At 43.6% G+C, this 16,403-nt stretch carries 16 protein-coding genes; 10 read left to right on the top strand and 6 right to left on the bottom strand.

What is annotated here, in order from left to right; all coding sequences use genetic code 11:
- Positions 1–347 precede the first annotated feature (347 nt).
- From QA601_02240 to QA601_02230, 3 genes are all read left to right on the top strand, one after another.
- Positions 348–707: a hypothetical protein gene (locus tag QA601_02240; protein MDG5813883.1), complete on the top strand. Its 360-nt coding sequence runs from the start codon at positions 348–350 to the stop codon at positions 705–707.
- Between the two features lies 1 nt (position 708).
- Complete coding sequence (locus QA601_02235; GenBank protein ID MDG5813882.1) at positions 709–1,248, top strand: hypothetical protein; 540 nt, start codon at positions 709–711, stop codon at positions 1,246–1,248.
- A 264-nt stretch (positions 1,249–1,512) separates the two neighbouring features.
- Positions 1,513–1,656 carry a hypothetical protein gene (locus QA601_02230; GenBank protein MDG5813881.1) on the top strand — a complete coding sequence of 48 codons (144 nt, stop codon included), beginning with the start codon at positions 1,513–1,515 and terminating at the stop codon, positions 1,654–1,656.
- 126 nt (positions 1,657–1,782) lie between these two features.
- Here QA601_02230 and QA601_02225 read toward each other — a convergent pair whose 3' ends face one another.
- The 6 genes from QA601_02225 to QA601_02200 form a co-directional block, all read right to left on the bottom strand.
- On the bottom strand, positions 1,783–2,577 hold the full coding sequence (locus tag QA601_02225; GenBank protein ID MDG5813880.1) for a hypothetical protein: 795 nt from the start codon (positions 2,575–2,577) through the stop codon (positions 1,783–1,785).
- 174 nt (positions 2,578–2,751) lie between these two features.
- Positions 2,752–4,296 (bottom strand): CotH kinase family protein, encoded by a 1,545-nt coding sequence (locus QA601_02220; GenBank protein MDG5813879.1) that lies wholly within the window; start codon positions 4,294–4,296, stop codon positions 2,752–2,754.
- A 28-nt stretch (positions 4,297–4,324) separates the two neighbouring features.
- A complete protein-coding gene (locus tag QA601_02215; GenBank protein ID MDG5813878.1) occupies positions 4,325–5,836 on the bottom strand; it encodes a formylglycine-generating enzyme family protein in 1,512 nt (503 codons plus the stop codon).
- A 39-nt stretch (positions 5,837–5,875) separates the two neighbouring features.
- Positions 5,876–7,462, bottom strand: coding sequence for an aryl-sulfate sulfotransferase (locus tag QA601_02210; protein ID MDG5813877.1), 1,587 nt, complete (start codon positions 7,460–7,462; stop codon positions 5,876–5,878).
- A gap of 178 nt (positions 7,463–7,640) precedes the next feature.
- Entirely contained in the window at positions 7,641–8,813 is a 1,173-nt protein-coding gene (locus tag QA601_02205; GenBank protein MDG5813876.1) for a hypothetical protein, read from the bottom strand.
- Positions 8,803–9,639, bottom strand: a complete 837-nt coding sequence (locus QA601_02200) for a TIGR02147 family protein (protein ID MDG5813875.1) — start codon at positions 9,637–9,639, stop codon at positions 8,803–8,805. Before QA601_02200 ends, QA601_02205 begins: the two co-directional genes overlap by 11 nt.
- A 372-nt stretch (positions 9,640–10,011) precedes the next feature.
- Here QA601_02200 and miaB point away from each other — a divergent pair, with 372 nt between their 5' ends.
- The 7 genes from miaB (at position 10,012) to QA601_02165 (ending at position 16,224) form a co-directional block, all read left to right on the top strand.
- Positions 10,012–11,271: a tRNA (N6-isopentenyl adenosine(37)-C2)-methylthiotransferase MiaB gene (miaB, locus tag QA601_02195; GenBank protein ID MDG5813874.1), complete on the top strand. Its 1,260-nt coding sequence runs from the start codon at positions 10,012–10,014 to the stop codon at positions 11,269–11,271.
- Positions 11,272–11,274: 3 nt separating this feature from the next.
- The gene (locus QA601_02190; GenBank protein ID MDG5813873.1) at positions 11,275–11,706 is read left to right on the top strand and encodes a lipopolysaccharide assembly protein LapA domain-containing protein; all 432 of its coding nucleotides are present in this window, start codon (positions 11,275–11,277) and stop codon (positions 11,704–11,706) included.
- Between the two features lie 30 nt (positions 11,707–11,736).
- The gene (locus tag QA601_02185; protein MDG5813872.1) at positions 11,737–12,681 is read left to right on the top strand and encodes an SPOR domain-containing protein; all 945 of its coding nucleotides are present in this window, start codon (positions 11,737–11,739) and stop codon (positions 12,679–12,681) included.
- Positions 12,682–12,715: 34 nt separating this feature from the next.
- Positions 12,716–14,143 (top strand): Asp-tRNA(Asn)/Glu-tRNA(Gln) amidotransferase subunit GatB, encoded by a 1,428-nt coding sequence (gene gatB / locus QA601_02180; protein MDG5813871.1) that lies wholly within the window; start codon positions 12,716–12,718, stop codon positions 14,141–14,143.
- 1 nt (position 14,144) lies between these two features.
- Positions 14,145–14,522 carry a hypothetical protein gene (locus QA601_02175; GenBank protein ID MDG5813870.1) on the top strand — a complete coding sequence of 126 codons (378 nt, stop codon included), beginning with the start codon at positions 14,145–14,147 and terminating at the stop codon, positions 14,520–14,522.
- A gap of 95 nt (positions 14,523–14,617) precedes the next feature.
- Positions 14,618–15,208 (top strand): hypothetical protein, encoded by a 591-nt coding sequence (locus tag QA601_02170; protein MDG5813869.1) that lies wholly within the window; start codon positions 14,618–14,620, stop codon positions 15,206–15,208.
- Between the two features lie 716 nt (positions 15,209–15,924).
- On the top strand, positions 15,925–16,224 hold the full coding sequence (locus tag QA601_02165; protein MDG5813868.1) for a four helix bundle suffix domain-containing protein: 300 nt from the start codon (positions 15,925–15,927) through the stop codon (positions 16,222–16,224).
- Positions 16,225–16,403: the final 179 nt, after the last annotated feature.

Raw genomic sequence — 16,403 nt, 5'->3', positions numbered from 1 at the left:
CGGGGTGTTTTGCTGCAGGAGGAGGAGTACGTGGTAGAAAAGGTGTCAATGTAAAGCAATACGCACATAACATACGCAATTAGCACAAAGCATACAAACTGGCCATATCTCCCCAGTCCCACAAACGAAGGTTTAACGGGACACCTGAGCTTTCTGCAAAAAAGCCCCAAATGACCCTGAATTGCTGTTCCAAAACCCGTCCTGTTTTCAAAATCCCAAAACGGCAGTTATTTTATGGAGAAATGAGACGGTACAGCACAAAATAAACCCCTTGATCACCCGTAATTTTAAGGTTATATTGTAACCTATATGGGTTAATAATTGACCTTTTTGAATATGAGGGAATTATGAAATCTCTATTTGGATCACTCAGCAGGGAACGCATCCTTACTTTCATTGCCGCACGGGAAAAAGGGTATGCTGGCGAAATAATAGAATTCTGGGGTTGCCCGGACCGGCCGATAAAGCGGGAACTAAACAGGCTTGAAGCCGATGGTGTGTTGATTGCAAATCCATACGGTAAAACAATTGTTTACAGCATGAACCCCAGATTTTTTCTTCGTAAAGAGCTAACGGCACTTCTTTTGAAGATTGTAGATGCTTACCCGCCACAATGGAAAGAGAAACTTCTGTACAACCGCCGTCGGCCAAGGGCGAAAGGCAAACCTGTCAGATATCTCGGGGATATTCAGAAGGACTCCGCTTAAAATGAAAAACATAGAAAACCTTTCAATACGGGAGCTTGCTGCATTAATTTGTGAGAATCTAAACAGAGAAGGATTGAAGGCGACACTGTCAGGTGGGGCATGCGCCGAAATCTACAGCAATGAGAAATATGTCACAGGTGATCTTGATTTTGTGGTGAACTATTTCTGGCATCAGAATGATGAAATTATCAACAAAGTCATGACTGCACTTGGTTTTGAGAAAGAGGGGAGAATTTTTATCAATGAATCAGTCGCTTATTCAGTTGAATTTCCGCCCGGGCCGCTTGGTATCGGGGAGCAGTCTCAGATAAAACCAGTTGAATTAAATTTGATAACAGGCAATCTCTCACTGCTCTCCCCGACTGATTCTGTAAAGGACAGGCTTGCGGGCTATTTTTATGGTAATGATGCACAATGTCTTGAACAAGCAATGCTGATATGCCAAATGAATAAGGTGAATATGAACGAGATCCGCAGATGGGCAAAAATTGAAAACCAACCTGAAAAGTTTAAAGAATTTGAAAAAAGGGTAGGGGAGTAAAGATAAGAATCTCGTCTGAAAACGGGAGGGAATACTCCACGAAAAGTTGGGGTCCAGCACTCCCCGATACCATGCCCGCATGCACGGGGGTCTGGGCAGTTTGACCGCATTAAAAGGGTGGGTTTCTCCGTTCGTTTGCTCAGGGATTAGACTATTTATCCCTTCGGCTATATCCAGTTGCCACTCCGTTCTGAACCGTAAGGAGGTTTAAGCCTTCGGCTTTCTGATGGTTGCATACTCTGCGGCACTTCTGAGCAACTGGTATTGGAAACGTTTGATAAAAGAACGATAAGCGTATTGGGGTATATCGTTTCTCTGGATGAATTGGAGCCTGATTGCCAATCTGATAAAGCCAGATATGTGATGAACTTTACGATCTCCCCGGAGCAGAGCATTCTTTTTGATTGAGATGTGGTAAAAACCGATGACACACACAGTAAATGCTCACCGATGGTGGGGTAAGAGGGTTTTAAGGGTCACTATAGTATACATACTTAATAGTGACCCTTCACTATTAACCAAAAAAAGGAAAATTTACAATTCCTGCGTTTCCAGCTCCAGAGCCTTTTCTTTTTGCTCGATAAAAAAGGATTTCATATCGGCAATGTTTAATTGCATAGCAGGAGCAATACACCGTGGAAAATCCTTTGTGTCTACTGTACCCTGTATCATAGGGATTTTTTCATCACTATCGTTAGAGAATGTATTATCAACAATGATTCCCTGGCCTGGCTCGTAAAAAATCACCCGTGTCTTAAGGTTTAGGGTTCCTGCGCCACCGCCAACATTAAGATTTCCTACACTTAAACCGAGTCCCCCACTCAGGTAAAATTCTGCATTGTTTTCAACCATCACCAAAACATCAGCTCCAAGTTCCTCAGCAAGGTTGTCCAGTTTATCGCTATCGTAAGGAGAAACGTAGTTAATTTCGCGTGCTGTGAGCATATTTGCCCCTGGAGCGATATTTCTACCCATCACCATTCTGGGGACATGTTTTGTTTCATTTGCGTAATATTCATTTTCTGTGATTGCGTTCAAACCAATAAAAGGTACACTAATGAAAATTTCCCTTTTATTATCAAAAAACTGATCCATCATATCCTCAAGAGCAACCATGTGGTCACCATAGTAGTTTTCCTTATCTTGAAGAAGGCCCGGACCAGAATCGGCTTCTTTTCCTCTTTCTACAATAGAATTATGCAAAGAAAAACTGACCAGCGCAAAAGTCCCCTTCGATTCAATATTGACCGGACTTGGTGCACTTCCTCCACAACCAATAATAATAGTAGTTAGAGCTACACAAATACTACCCATGAAAAATCGAGACATTACTTGAATCCCTTCTATAAATGAAACAGCAATAGTTAAAAATACCACATCGTGGGTTAAAATAATTAAATTCAGAGCCTATGGCTGATTAAATTTGGCATATTAGCAATAATCAGCAATAATAAATATTCCATATAAGCTATAATTGCCTGAATTATGATAATGATATCAGTTTTACCTGCGCATAATAAAAGATCTGGACTGAGTCTTGTCTCCAAAATTTAGCTGTACAACATAGAATCCTGCGGCTTTTTGCTCTAAAGAGATCGAGGTTGTATGCTGTCCTCTGTTTCTTAAACCTAAATATCTGGAATCAATAAGGCTCCCTCTGGCATTGTACACATTTAAAGTAACCGGCTTAGCGTCGGTTTTTACAGAATAACTAAGTAAAAGCTTGTTTCCTGCAGCACGGATTGCCATTTGATGTAGATTATCCGGTTTTTTGTTTTTAACAACAGATGTCGCGCGGTAGTGTTCTATTTGCGAAAGAATTGATTCCGCTCTTTGAGCGCTCAAAGACTTTATCCCAGGAAAAACCCTTCTCCTTGGGCCTGATTGCACCACAAGATCTTCTTCTATATTGGTTAAAAAATCCTCATACGTGTAGAATTTGTTAGGATCGTTTTTAACATGTTCTTTTATTCGCTCCTTTATCCTGTCTGCCTCTGCGGCAATTTGCTCAGGATTTGCTGCTTCATTCAGCATCCTTTCAAGAAAATCAAAATAGACGTTTCTCAGAGAATCGTTTTCTATGATTCTTCGGTTGAGTGGTCGTTGATCGAGATTTGAAATATCGACTATGTCTGCATTGATAACATCCCAGTTGTTGGTATAGACACCAAATGACTGGTCAAGATCCCACGGTAGTATTTCAAAACGTCCTGATTTAGGATTTTCATAGAGGTAAAAATTTCTCCCTGATCCGGTATAACTATCGAAATGAGACAGCACCATAGTGTAGGCCAAATGCGTAATACAGCTTTTTAGATCCAGCACTTCACTTATCACTTCAACAAATTCTTCATCACTGGTATTATTAAGTTTATCCATCATGTCGATAAAATTGGACCAATCGTTACTACCTTCTTTTCTGTCGAAATTGGAAAATGCGTCAACAGAGAAGGTCATAAAAGCTCCATCATTACCGGCTTTGAACAGTCGGCCGGTGTCATCTTCATAATATCTTGTAATTAGCTGGTCATCGACCTGTTCGACCTGGATATAAAAGCCAATCAGTTCGCCTTCGATGCTTATGTTTGCATACGATACTCTTGGGGAAGGCATATAAGCCCGGGCAATATCATAACTTATTTTTTCCCGCATAAAACTTGGATCAAGAACACCGTTATGAAAACTTAGCCTCTTTAATCCAAAATAGTACTGGTGATCAACGAACTTATCAAATTTAACTTTTAAAGGACGTTTGACAGAATGTCTGGAAAACGTATAGGATGAATTGCCTTTATAACGCACCCCAACATTTTCCAGAACAATACTGTCTCCGTCATCGAACCGACTTATGAACCGTGCGGGCATATACTCTCCACCCATTATTTCCATGTAGTAATCCATGGAATCAGACCAATCGGGTGTGTAGAATTGTATTTCATAGTTAAACACCTGCTCTTCATCAAAAAGGATCTCTGTAGAATCGACAGTATTTGCAAGTGTTCTAATAGCCATACCTGTTAAAAGTATAGCAATAACAATCTTTAACATGTTAGAAACCCCTTACATTGAATTACAACTAGTCCGCTCTGCGTACAGTTCTGAACCCTATGAAATAATATTCGTAATCCGGTGCCATAAACTCCCGGTTGGATGAGCGCAGATAAAATGCGCTATTGCCCCAATTGCCACCACGCAGACCATGAAACACTCCATCTGCAGGTCCGGTTGGATCTGTATCATCACCCCACGGGTACTCCTCAAAGAAATCTCCCACGTACTCCGATACATTACCGGACATATCATACAGCCCATAATCGTTTGGCGGTTTGCTCGCGACCGGAAATGTCCCATAGGATGTTCCTTCCGATCCTAAGTCCCAGGAATTATTTCTCCATACCGCATGATTATCGATTTCAGGATCTTCTATATCCTGAGAAATATTACCCCAGTAAAAATCGGTGTAGGTGCCAGCTCTGCACGCGTATTCCCACTCTGCTTCAGTGGGTAAACGGTACCCGTTTTTAGAATAGTCTGTTTCAAGATCGAATAGTTGGCTCATAGAACCAGGTGTTCTACCGATGGAGGAGTAGGAGTAAACAGTATCCAACCCCTCCAGTTTGCTTTTGGCATTACAGAAAAGCATCGCGTCGTGAGCTGTTACAGTGTAAACCGGATAATCATCTCCCAAGCCATAGGTAGCGTTCCAGTGCGGTGTCTGATAGTCATCATAAGCAGCTCTCATGATCTCTTCATATTCCCTCTGAGTTACCTCAACAGTGTCCATCCAAAAATCGTAATTAAATGTAACTGTGCGGACGGGTTGCTCCCAATCGGATGAGTACTCAATGATTTCCGGGTAGGGTTGTCCCATTTCAAAATCGTATCCATCTGCCATTATCTTTACCTGGTTACCGGAGTACATTAGCTCTTCGGCAGGGATCCAGGGGTTTGATCGGGTGAGTGTTACTGTTAAATCATTTGGCTCATGAACCGTAGAAAGCTGAATACTGTAATTTCTGTATCCTCCGGCAAATATCATAAGTGTATCATCAGGTTCTGCCGATTGGGCCTGTCTGTTTGATCCTGAAATGGTCCTTCTACCATTGGCGGAGAGATAGGGAGAGCCTGAACCGGGATTGACCATTCTTACCACATCGGACTTTTGGGGGGTAGTCAATCGTAAAAGATATAGTCCCTGAGACAAACGAGGAAGACTAAAAACAGCTGTTGCCTGGTTTTGAGTTGATGCGGAGTAGGCTACAGCACCGTTTGTTTTAAGGATGTCCATCCTTAGCTCCCCCTTATAGGACGGTGCTTCTACGGAAAGGATATTGTTACTTATCGCGACATTAAAAGACCGGGCCCGCGCGTTTAAGCTGTTAGATACACTTGAAACATTATCAGATAAAAGGAAGGCCCCTACTTCATTGGAGTATGCCTTTAAATCAGGATTGTTTTTGAGCATAACCAATGCGTCGGTGACTGGTTCCGCGTTGTCATCGACAATAGTTCCGGAGATGTTCACCTCTTGTGATCTTAACGGTATAAACAGTAGTAGTGTTAAAAGAAATGAAAGTTTTTTAAACATAGCGATATCCCTTTTCTACCTTCATAAAAGTTGAAGAATTTAATGTATTAGTGTTATTCTTCCTGACGCGATTATTCTTCCCTCGCGGTCAGTGATGCTGGTGATATAGAGCCCTTCAGAAAAACTGTTTGTAAGTACAGTGTGTACTTCATTACTTGCAGAAGTGGAGTAGATTAGTTTCCCACTAAGGGAGTGAATACTCACATTCATATTCTTTATGTTAGAGAATTCTATACGACCACTTTTTCGCGCTATTGAAGGCGCGTTAATGGCACTTCGCTGTAGTTGTGTTGCTTTGATTGGTATGGTATCTCTGTTATCCGGAATGGTGTCAACATCATTTGGTATAGAATCATTATCATCCGGAATGGGTTCCAGGTCTAATAGGGTAATGATTCCCGAATAATCTACAGGATATTTTAAAACTCTGGATACCATCTGGCCAAATTCATATTCCCACAAAACCGTTCCATCGGGAGCTATCTCTCTCATTCTTCCAGGCTCAGATTCACAGGTAAAAGTATTGCCACACTTCAAACGTTGAACACTACTCATAAGCGGGGAGTGAAAACCTGATTTTGTATAGACCCACTCCGGTTCACCTGGCCCAAAACCAGTATGCTCATTGTACTCATACGTACCGTCGTCTCTTACAGGGGGAGTGATCTCAAGGATTTGAGACTGGCGCCTATCAACCCCGTTTTCGAACAGTATGATATTCCCCTCACCAGGATATCCCGGAGGTATAAATTTTGGAGAATGCACCACATCAAGCTGTTTTTCCCCCGGTGCACCGTAATTTTGAGGATTTCCCCAACGATAAAGAATCCTTCCCCCCATTCCCGTTCTGCCACCGCTGCCGGTAGCAGCTTCCTCTGTTGTGGTGCTTTTATCTATTACATAGATCTCACTAAAGTACCTGGAGGAAAAAATCACCTGATCATTTACCGGACAATAGCTCAATCCATTTAAGTGCATCCAGTCATTGAATCCCGGAAACCGGTTACCATCCATACCTAAATCAGTGCTGAAAAGTGTAGGATGATCAGCTGCGTTTTCCTGACGTACAAGGTGATCAAACAAACGCCATTGCCATACTATTTCAGAACCCGCAGGAGCGGTAGGGTCAATTTCAATGATTTTCTCCGAAAGAATTTGTCTGTTCCACATATCAATCGCTCGTACATTTATCCCTGCTTGTTCTGCTTCCGCTCCGGGTATCCTCTCATAGGCAACTGCCAGTATATTTCCATTTGGCATTGGGACAAGGTTATGGTGCAGAACAAAATCGTCAGTTCTGTATTCAAACTCCCACACTATGTTTCCATCAGGATCGATCTCCTGAATGACACCCGATGCAGCAGCTCCGTTTAACCCCGGACCCTGCGGTGCTTCCATTGGCCGAAGAAGATTACCGTTTTCCAGAAGATGAACAGAGTATCCACCGCTGCGGGGATGGGTCCAGGTGTGCACTACTTCCTTCTCCATATTCATAAGGTAGGTCGTTGTTGCTCCCAAAGCAGAGGTGTACAGTACATAACCCGGTTCAACCTCTGAAGCGTAAGTGTTGGTAAAAAGAAGAATAAAGAATATTCCCCACATACTCTTTTGTTTAATGTGACACACCTGTCTACCTCCCTCAATTTTTCGGTTTGATTACTTTAATTCTGTTACTTATCCCTGTTATAAAAAGTCACAAAACTATCATTGTACTCTCATTTCAGGGTATAGAATCCCCGTAAGGCTGATATTTTTCACCAGTCTTTCAATGAGGTATTTTAACATGTTTGTATTTGTTATTTATTCAAAACATATAAGAACAGTACTGAGTGTTGCGCCACCCCGGATCATAAGTGTCTGCCCAATTTTCAATGTGAAATGGTAGAAAACAAAGGTTGTTTCCAGACAATCCAAGAAACGTTTCAGGTTTAATGTTTGTAATAAACCACGGCAATGTGCTAAGCTCATTATTGCTAATGTCCAATAATTGAAGCCCGGTTAGCTGATCTATGGTAAAAGGAAGTTCCTGGAGACGATTAGAATCAAGCTTAAGTTCTGTAAGTCTCCAAAGGTGGTTTATAAAGACAAGTGATTCATGAGATAAGTTGTTGTTTCCAAGATCTACTACCTCAAGATAACTAAGTCTTGAGAGATCTTCAATGCCTCCACCCAGATCAAGTCCCCTGAGCGAAACTTCCACAATCCTTTCGTGACGAACCTCTGCAATCGAATCAATTTCTATGGACTCATATCCCGCTTTATCAAGAATAGAGCGTATGACAAATGCATCGCATTCGTAATCTGAACAGGGTGATAAATTTTTCTGGTGTAATCTGAAGTGTCCGATGTTTTTGTATTCACCGGCTATGACATCCAGCAAGAGTTCAAGTTCATGAAAACCAGTAGTATCCGCGCTGATATTTAATCTGTATGTGCCTTCTGGTAATGCAAGGATAAAGCGTCCATAGGGGTCGGTTTTAACAGAGCGTTCAAGACCAAATACTTCAACTATTGCACCAACCCCACGAACAGGAACTCTTGACATCAGTTCAATAGACCCGGAGACAAATGCATTGGGACGTAACGTATCTGTTTTAAGTTCCACAAATGAATCGGTTGGTTTGACTTCGATATCTCTGAAAATACTACTTGAATCGCCGTCGTTTGATATTTCAATAACGTGGTATCCATGGTCAACCGAGTCGAAGCTGAAACTCCCAAGGCTGTCGGTTAATGTATTACGAACGCTTTGACTTTCATTTCGATAACCGGATTGAGACAGGTAGAAATGTTTCCTCAGTTTAACATCTGCATCAACATAGGGAGTGCCCCTTGAGTCTACAGCTTTTCCCACAATGACAGCACCACTTAATTCGGTATCAGATGACCCACCGGCTACAGTAGGGGATTCAGTGCAGGCAAAAAAAGTGGTAATCAAAGCCGCGAAAAACCAGAGCATTTTTTTTCTACTTATCATTATTAACACTCCGGCTGAGAGGGAACAGATTCATTGTAAATTGATAGGCGCAATCCGGTGATGAGTCGAGTTTAGCGATTTCAGCAAGTTCTCTTCTAAAATCACGAGCTTTTTGTTTGAAAAGCTCAAACGTTTCTCTTGATACAGAGAAGGTAGTAGATGAAGACATACGGTCTGAAAGTGGTATCTTTTGGTACGATCGAAGTGCCATCTGAAGCATCTCCATTTGAAATCGCTCTATCAGAAAAGATTCAACCGCTGAAGGCTTTGCGGCTATGGCGCTATTTACCTGTGCGTAGCAACCATTCTTCTGCTTAGCTATAAATCCAAGCTTTTCAAGCAACCGGACCGAATCACGAGCCTGCTTTGCGCTTATGGCGGGAGTGAGAAAAGATCCAAGTTTGGTATAATCGTCTTTAAAGTCATAGAATGCCACAACTTCTCTGATTACGCTGTGATACCAGTCACTAAAATATTGATACCGCTCTTTGGTGACTATCTCTATATCGATCGACCTTCTCATCTCTGCGATTCTGCTATAGAAGGTGGTTTTATCGATAACTGTTTTGGCCTGGTTAAAGAAAACCAGGTTCTCAAAATAATCAGCTTCCTCCCGTGTGAGACCGATAGCGCGTGAAAGCTTAACAATGCTGGTTTTGGTGAGGTTGCGTCGCCCCTCAATGACGTTGTATATAAATGATGGTGAGCTAAAATCAGCCTGCTGTGAGAAGCTTCTGTAGGAAAATGCCTTCTTAGCTGCCTTTTGCTCCTCATAATAGGCTTTAAGATAGTCACGAAAGTTCTGATATTTAAAAATGTCGGCCATGAGTTACTGTTTCCTGCTCAGGTTGTTTAAAGGCCCCTTTGAGTGTTCTCTGGAAAAATTGTAACATAGCTTGCTTAAAACTATTCAATGATTCTTCCCAGAGGCTCTTTAGGGTAATATATGCTTTCAGAGCAGATATGCACAGAAGAAATGGGATGTATGGTGAATCGTTGTTCTCTTGGGAGAACGTGGGGCCAGGAATCCTACGGGGTATTGATGGTACAACAGCGGAAGTTTAGGGCGGCTCTTGGGCGCAGAAACTTTTACCGGCCATACAGTATAAAAGTCGCAATTTGGAGCCCGCAAATAGTAATTTTCAATAGTTTACCTTAGTATGTAATTCATTCACTTTTTTTGAGACAATTGATATAAATGCCTTCTGTATTTTTTCAGACTTTTGGTTGCCAGATGAATGTGGCAGACTCAGATACTCTTCTTCAGCTCTTATCTCAAAAAGGTTTTATACTTACGAGTACGCCCCATGAAGCGGATCTGATAGTTGTTAATACCTGTAGCGTTCGCGAAAATGCCGAAAAACGGGCTGTTTCACGCATAGCCGAACTGAGCGCCCTGTGTAAGTCGGGTGACAGAGAGCTGTGGGTCACCGGCTGTATGGCAGAAAGAGTTGGAGAAGACCTGAAAAAGAAAGTTCCCGGGGTTAAAAGAGTAATCGGTGCGAAACAGATGGATCGCGTCGATGAGGTCGTTGAAGAGATCTTTGGTGATTCTAACGACCAAACCTCTGTTTTTGCCACCAACAGTGTGACCGATTTTGTTCCGGTGATGCGGGGGTGTGACAACTACTGCTCCTACTGTATAGTACCCTATGTGCGGGGATCGGAGATGTCGGTGCCGGCAGAACTGGTGGAAAAATCGGTTCGGGAAAAGGTGGCCCAAGGGATAAAAGAGATTACCTTTCTTGGCCAAAACGTTAATTCCTATGATTATAAGGGGATAGATTTTCCGGATCTTCTTGAGATGGTATCGGCAGTTGATGGACTTGAGAGGATACGTTTCACTACAAGCCATCCCAAAGACTGCACCGAAAAGCTGATAAAAACACTCGCCCGTATACCTTCACTATGCTCACATATCCACTTGCCGGTTCAGGCCGGATCCAACAGGGTACTTTCACTGATGAATCGTGGGTACACAAGAGAGCACTATCTTTCTCTTATCGATCTGATCAGAAAACATATTCCCCATGCTGATCTCACCACCGATATAATGGTAGGATTTCCCTCAGAAACGGATAAAGAGTTTGAGGAAACGCTTTCGCTTGCAAGTGAAGTTGGGTATACGCAGGCGTTTATGTTTGCTTACTCTCCACGGCAGGGTACTTCAGCGGCAAAGCTTTCTGAGAGCATAACAGAGCAACAAAAAGGTGAGAGGCTCAGGGCCCTTATAGACCTTCAGACTGAAATCACCAGAAAAATCTATGCTCAAAGTGTTGGCAAAGAAATTGATGTACTTGTGAGCGGACGTCAGGAGAAGCGGGACAGAATGTGGATCGGACAGGATAAAGGCTGTAAAAGGGTACTTCTTGCTTGCAAGGACATTGATGCAGGAATGATTTTAAAGGCCAGGGTAGTTCGTAGCAGCGGTATGACCTTAATCGCGGAAAGGATATAGCTTGTGAAAATCTCCAAATGGATAGCGGTATTTGTATTAGCTTTTATCATAGCCTGGATAGTTATCTTTACCTTTATCCAGGAACCCTTCGCACTGACTGTGCCTATGAAGCTCTTATGGTACACTACTCCCGGTATTCCAATCTATGTTTATGTTGTTTCTGCCTTTGCCATCGGTCTTTTGATAGGGTTTCTTATCGCCGGATATTACTATCTTACCGGACAGGCCGGACTGCGTAAGAAAAGCAGGCGCATCAAGGCCCTGGAGTTGAAGCTCAGGGAAGTTATGGCTGAACTTAAGACCTACAAGGGTACTTCTGAAGAGGAAGAGGAAGAAAAAAAGGAAGAAAGCCCTCAACAAGAAGAAAATCAGCAGCAAAACAGGGCCAATCCAGCCAGAGAAAATGGTGAAGCAAACAATCAGAGCGAGAAATGACGTATTAACCTTTCATCTCATAAAGCATTGATGATTACTAAGTTCGCAAATAAAACCGTTCTTCTGCTGCTCTCACTATCTCTTTATGTAACGGGAGAGCCTCTCACTAATGGAGAGCACTATTTAAACGCAGGTGAGATCTCAAAAGCACAGGAAATTTTTAAGCAGGTTCTTGGCAACGATCCACTAAACGCGGAAGCACGGCTTCTCTACGCAAGAACGCTTGGTGCTGCTGACGCGCTTTCGCTCTATGATTCCCTCAGCTCTGAACAAGAGGTGCCAGCCCGGGTTCGAGCTGAAGCATTTAAGTTACTGGCAGATCATGCATTTTCAAAAGGTGAGTGGGAGCGTGCTGCCAATCTGTATCAACGATCAGGCAAAATAACTCCCGACTTTTTCACCCGCCATCGCTGGGCACTCTCTTCTGCTCTTGATGGCAACACAGAGTTAGCTGCAAATATCTGGCACACACTCTCTCTTGAGCACGGGGAGGATGTATCAAAACGAGCGTTGCTTCATCTGGCTTACCTTCTAATAGATGAAAATGATTACAAGCAGGCCCGCCAGAAATTGCTTAAAGCCGGGGAGGTTGAGGCGGATTCCCCTGTAAAAATTGCCATACTTGCGGCAAGGCTATTTTGTGCCAAGGAGCTTGGGTTGGACAGCGAAGTTGAAAGCATCAATAAAACACTGGCACAAAAGAATATACTGGAACAAGGTGATCTAAAATTCAATAGATCATTGGGTGCTTATACCGTACAGGTTGGTGCTTTTGGTGACAGGGAGAATGCAATAAAGATACGTGAAAAGCTAAATGAAGATTTCGAACACGTACAAATTGCAGAAGCTACGGTTGATAATACTACAATATACAGAGTGCGTGCCGGGTTATTCAGTTCACCTGAGGAAGCGCAGAGGTTTCTGGATCAGTCTCTAAAGAAGGCCGGGTTTCAGGGACAGGTTGTTAGAAACTGATCGAACAGCATAGAACAGCTCCGGAGGATAAGTAATGAATTATGAAATAGTTGTAGGCCTTGAAGTACATGCTCAGCTTCTGACCAAAACAAAACTTTTCTGCGGCTGCACTACTCCTTTTGGTGATCCACCAAATACCCATGGCTGTCCTGTGTGCCTCGGACTTCCCGGAGCATTACCTGTGCTTAATCGTCGTGCTGCAGAGATGGCTGTTAGGATCGGGTTGGCTTTAAACTGCGGTATCAACGAAAAATCTGTATTTGCCAGAAAAAACTATTTTTATCCGGATCTGCCCAAAGGCTATCAGATCTCTCAGTATGAAATTCCGGTGTGTGGTCCGGGAACACTTCCCATCACTGTGGATGGTGAGGAAAAGATGATAGGCATCACCCGCGTACATCTGGAAGAGGATGCCGGGAAGCTGATTCATGATCAGGATATCGATTCACTCTTCGATGTGAACAGGTGCGGAACTCCGCTCATAGAGATTGTTTCCGAGCCCGATATGAGAAGCCCGGCAGAAGCATACGCTTACCTGACTTCATTAAAGCAAATCCTTGAGTACCTTCAGATTTGCGACTGTAATATGGAGCAGGGGAGTTTGCGCTGTGACGCAAACATCTCTATACGGCCTCAGGGGGAGAGTAAGCTTGGCACCAAAACGGAAATCAAGAATATGAACAGTTTCAGGAATCTGGAGAAAGCGTTGGAGTACGAGGCTGCCAGGCAAAAAGAGGTGTTGTCATCCGGTGGCACTGTTCTTCAGCAAACATTTCTGTGGGATCCGGTGAAAAACCGCTCTGTTCCCATGCGCACCAAAGAGGATGCACACGACTATCGTTACTTTCCCGATCCCGATCTTATGCCACTGATCATCGAAACTCCATGGGTTGAACAGCTTAAAACCAGGCTTCCGGAGTTACCTGCCACAAAGCGTCACCGTTTTATGGAAAGCTATGGTTTGAATGCAACCAATGCGGATATCCTTACATCGAGTGCCGGTCTGGCCCAATATTATGAAGAAACTGTTGCTGCTTCTTCTGAGCCTAAAGCTTCAGCTAATTGGATAATGGGCGATATAATGCGTATTATAAATGAAAAGAAGGTCGGGGGTCCCTTTTCCCTGAATGTGTCCGCACAGAGGCTGGGGGATCTAATTAAACTGATTGAAAAGGGTAGTATATCGGCAAAAGCCGCAAAAAAGGTTCTTCAGTTGATGGAGAGCGAAGACAAGGATGCCGCGACGGTGGTTAAAGAGCAGGGGCTTGAGCAGGTCTCCGATACCGGTGCGCTTCAGTCTGAAGTACAAAAGGTGCTTGATGCCAATCCCGGGGAAGTGCAGCGCTATAAAGATGGAGAGAAAAAACTTACCTCCTTTTTTATGGGACAGGTGATGAAAGCTACCAGAGGAAAAGCAAACCCAAAAGAGGTAAGTACAATCCTTAGAAATTTGCTGGGGTAAGATGAAATTTGTTGTTTTAATTATGGTATTACTAATGGCTTATCCCTCATACGGGATCTTGCCATCCGCCAGAAGAGACCGGATGTCAGAAGAAAGGGCATCTGCTGCAGAGAGAGAAGAAGAGGCACAAGCGGCTGATTCCGCAACTCATAAAGGGGTAGCCGCTACGGCTGCTTATACTGTTGCAGACAGTGCAAAAGACCACCCCGATACCGCGGCGGTGCTTTCTGACTCTGTGGTCATAGATACCGCTGAACTTCAGAGACTTCGCCTGGTTAAAAGAGAGTTTGATCACCGAAGTCAGGTGCGTTTTGCTATAGGTATGATGGTTTTTGTGGCCGCCATCTTAGGGTCGAGTCAGAGCTGGAACCCAAGATAACCTCCCTCCGTTTACGGTCAAAGGCATAGTTTTAGCAGTTATGAGTTGGTATAGCAGACCTACAGTGAATGGATTTCAGAGCGAGTTATTGAGTTATGCCAAGTCTCAAACATCAGGGCGTTTTCAGTGAAGTGTACGATTTTGATCAGTCCAGTGGATCATACATTGTAGAGATCGCCCTCGATCATTACTCTGATATCTTTAATGAATGGGACCCTGCGCCTTTTAAGTTAAGAGACCTTGACCCCGATTTGATTTTTTATCTGGAAGAAAGCTCAGATGATATCCCCTTTAGATACCCCCTGACTCTTTGTTTTTCCATTCCTGAAGGGAAAAGAGAGGAGCAGCGGGAGAAGCAGGTTAAACGGGGACTGCACAATGGATTCACGTATGAGCGGTATTTGGCCAAAAAGGAGCTCAAAAATACCAATCAAAGGATCTTTCTTTTTATACTCGCGGGCTTTTTATTTCTTCTTGCGGCCACTACTTATCCCCAAGAGCTTGAAATCGGGATTTTCCCGACAATTATAGTGGAAGGGTTGTATGTGGGTGGCTGGGTTTTTCTGTGGGAAGCGATATCGATGCTTGTTTTTACCACCCGCGATTTGTATCACAAATTCAGGACCTATAAGAGGCTTCAGAATTCTACGGTGATTTTTAAGGAAGTGGTGTATGAGGATCTTTAGGGTGCTGAAGCTAATTTTTCCTGCTCAAAGCTCACTGCTCAAAGCTCAAAGCTAATCAGGGCGGCACCCTCGAAGACTCGGATCGGCCCTACCCATCCGGGCACAATGTTCTCCAGGCTCGTCGTTCCTCCTCGGCCATTGTCTATCCTTCCGTCCTGCCCTGCCGCGTAGGAGTGAGGGGTTTGGTGGAATAGGTGGTAGTTTGGTCGCAAATACGCCAATTTTTTGTGGTCCCGTAGGGACCGTATATTTATAGTTAAACAATCATGGTAGAATTCCTTGTCCCGTAGGGACAACACATATCTTCATATATGTATATGTCGTCCCTACGGGACCAGGAAAATAAACCTGCTGGTATAAGAGTTAGAAAATGAGCGAGCTAATACCCAAACATGGTGGATACCGTAAACTAACCCCTCGGCTCCGCTCGGGGACCTGAGTTAGGTTTACTTTTAATGTTTCACAGCTCACGTTCGGGGGCCACCCCTCGACTCGTAAAGTGGTGTTCAAAACATTGCAGAGGGCTCTCAGGCCAGTGCTACATCAAAAAAGTTTGAGATTAAGCTGACGCAGGTTGCGCGGGCAAGTCTGGAGGAGTTAACACTGGATTATGAGGACTTTTTGAGGCAGAGGAAACACCCAAAACTATCACCACAGCACCCTGCACTGGTGCGATTTAAAGAGTTACGTTGTAAAACCCTGGAAGAGGTGCAGGTTTGGGTGGCACAGGAAAAAAAAGGTCCACTGACAAGCATGGACACCAACAGACGCTAAAAACTGATGATGAAAATCAAGCCGCGGCGTACGTCAGTGCCAGTCCGTGCTCACCCTTGTCTTCTGCCTGTCTTGCTGCCAATGCTGCACTATCTTTGTTGAACCTGGCCACATATCTCCTTGACCGTCAGGTCGAACGCCTTGCAATAGATTTCGAAAAACAGGGCGGTTTTACAGAACGTTTATACAAGATCAGAAGCGCTAAACGCAAAGAGCACTTAGGAGAAGCAGATCTGTCTTAAAACGTCTATCGACCCCAAGCTCAATATGGCCAGAATGCCAGCAGGCTTTCTAATTATTTCGCCTCCTGAACCATTTATACCCACACAGGAAAACCGGAACGGTTACCGGGACAAACGATACGGTTGTCGGAAGGAATAAAACGTTTATCGGGAAGGTATAAAACGCTACCGGTAAGATC

The sequence above is a fragment of the Chitinispirillales bacterium ANBcel5 genome, assembly GCA_029688955.1.
In the GTDB taxonomy this organism is placed as follows: Bacteria; Fibrobacterota; Chitinivibrionia; order Chitinivibrionales; family Chitinispirillaceae; genus Cellulosispirillum; species Cellulosispirillum alkaliphilum.
This window is presented reverse-complemented; position numbering and strand designations above follow the sequence as displayed.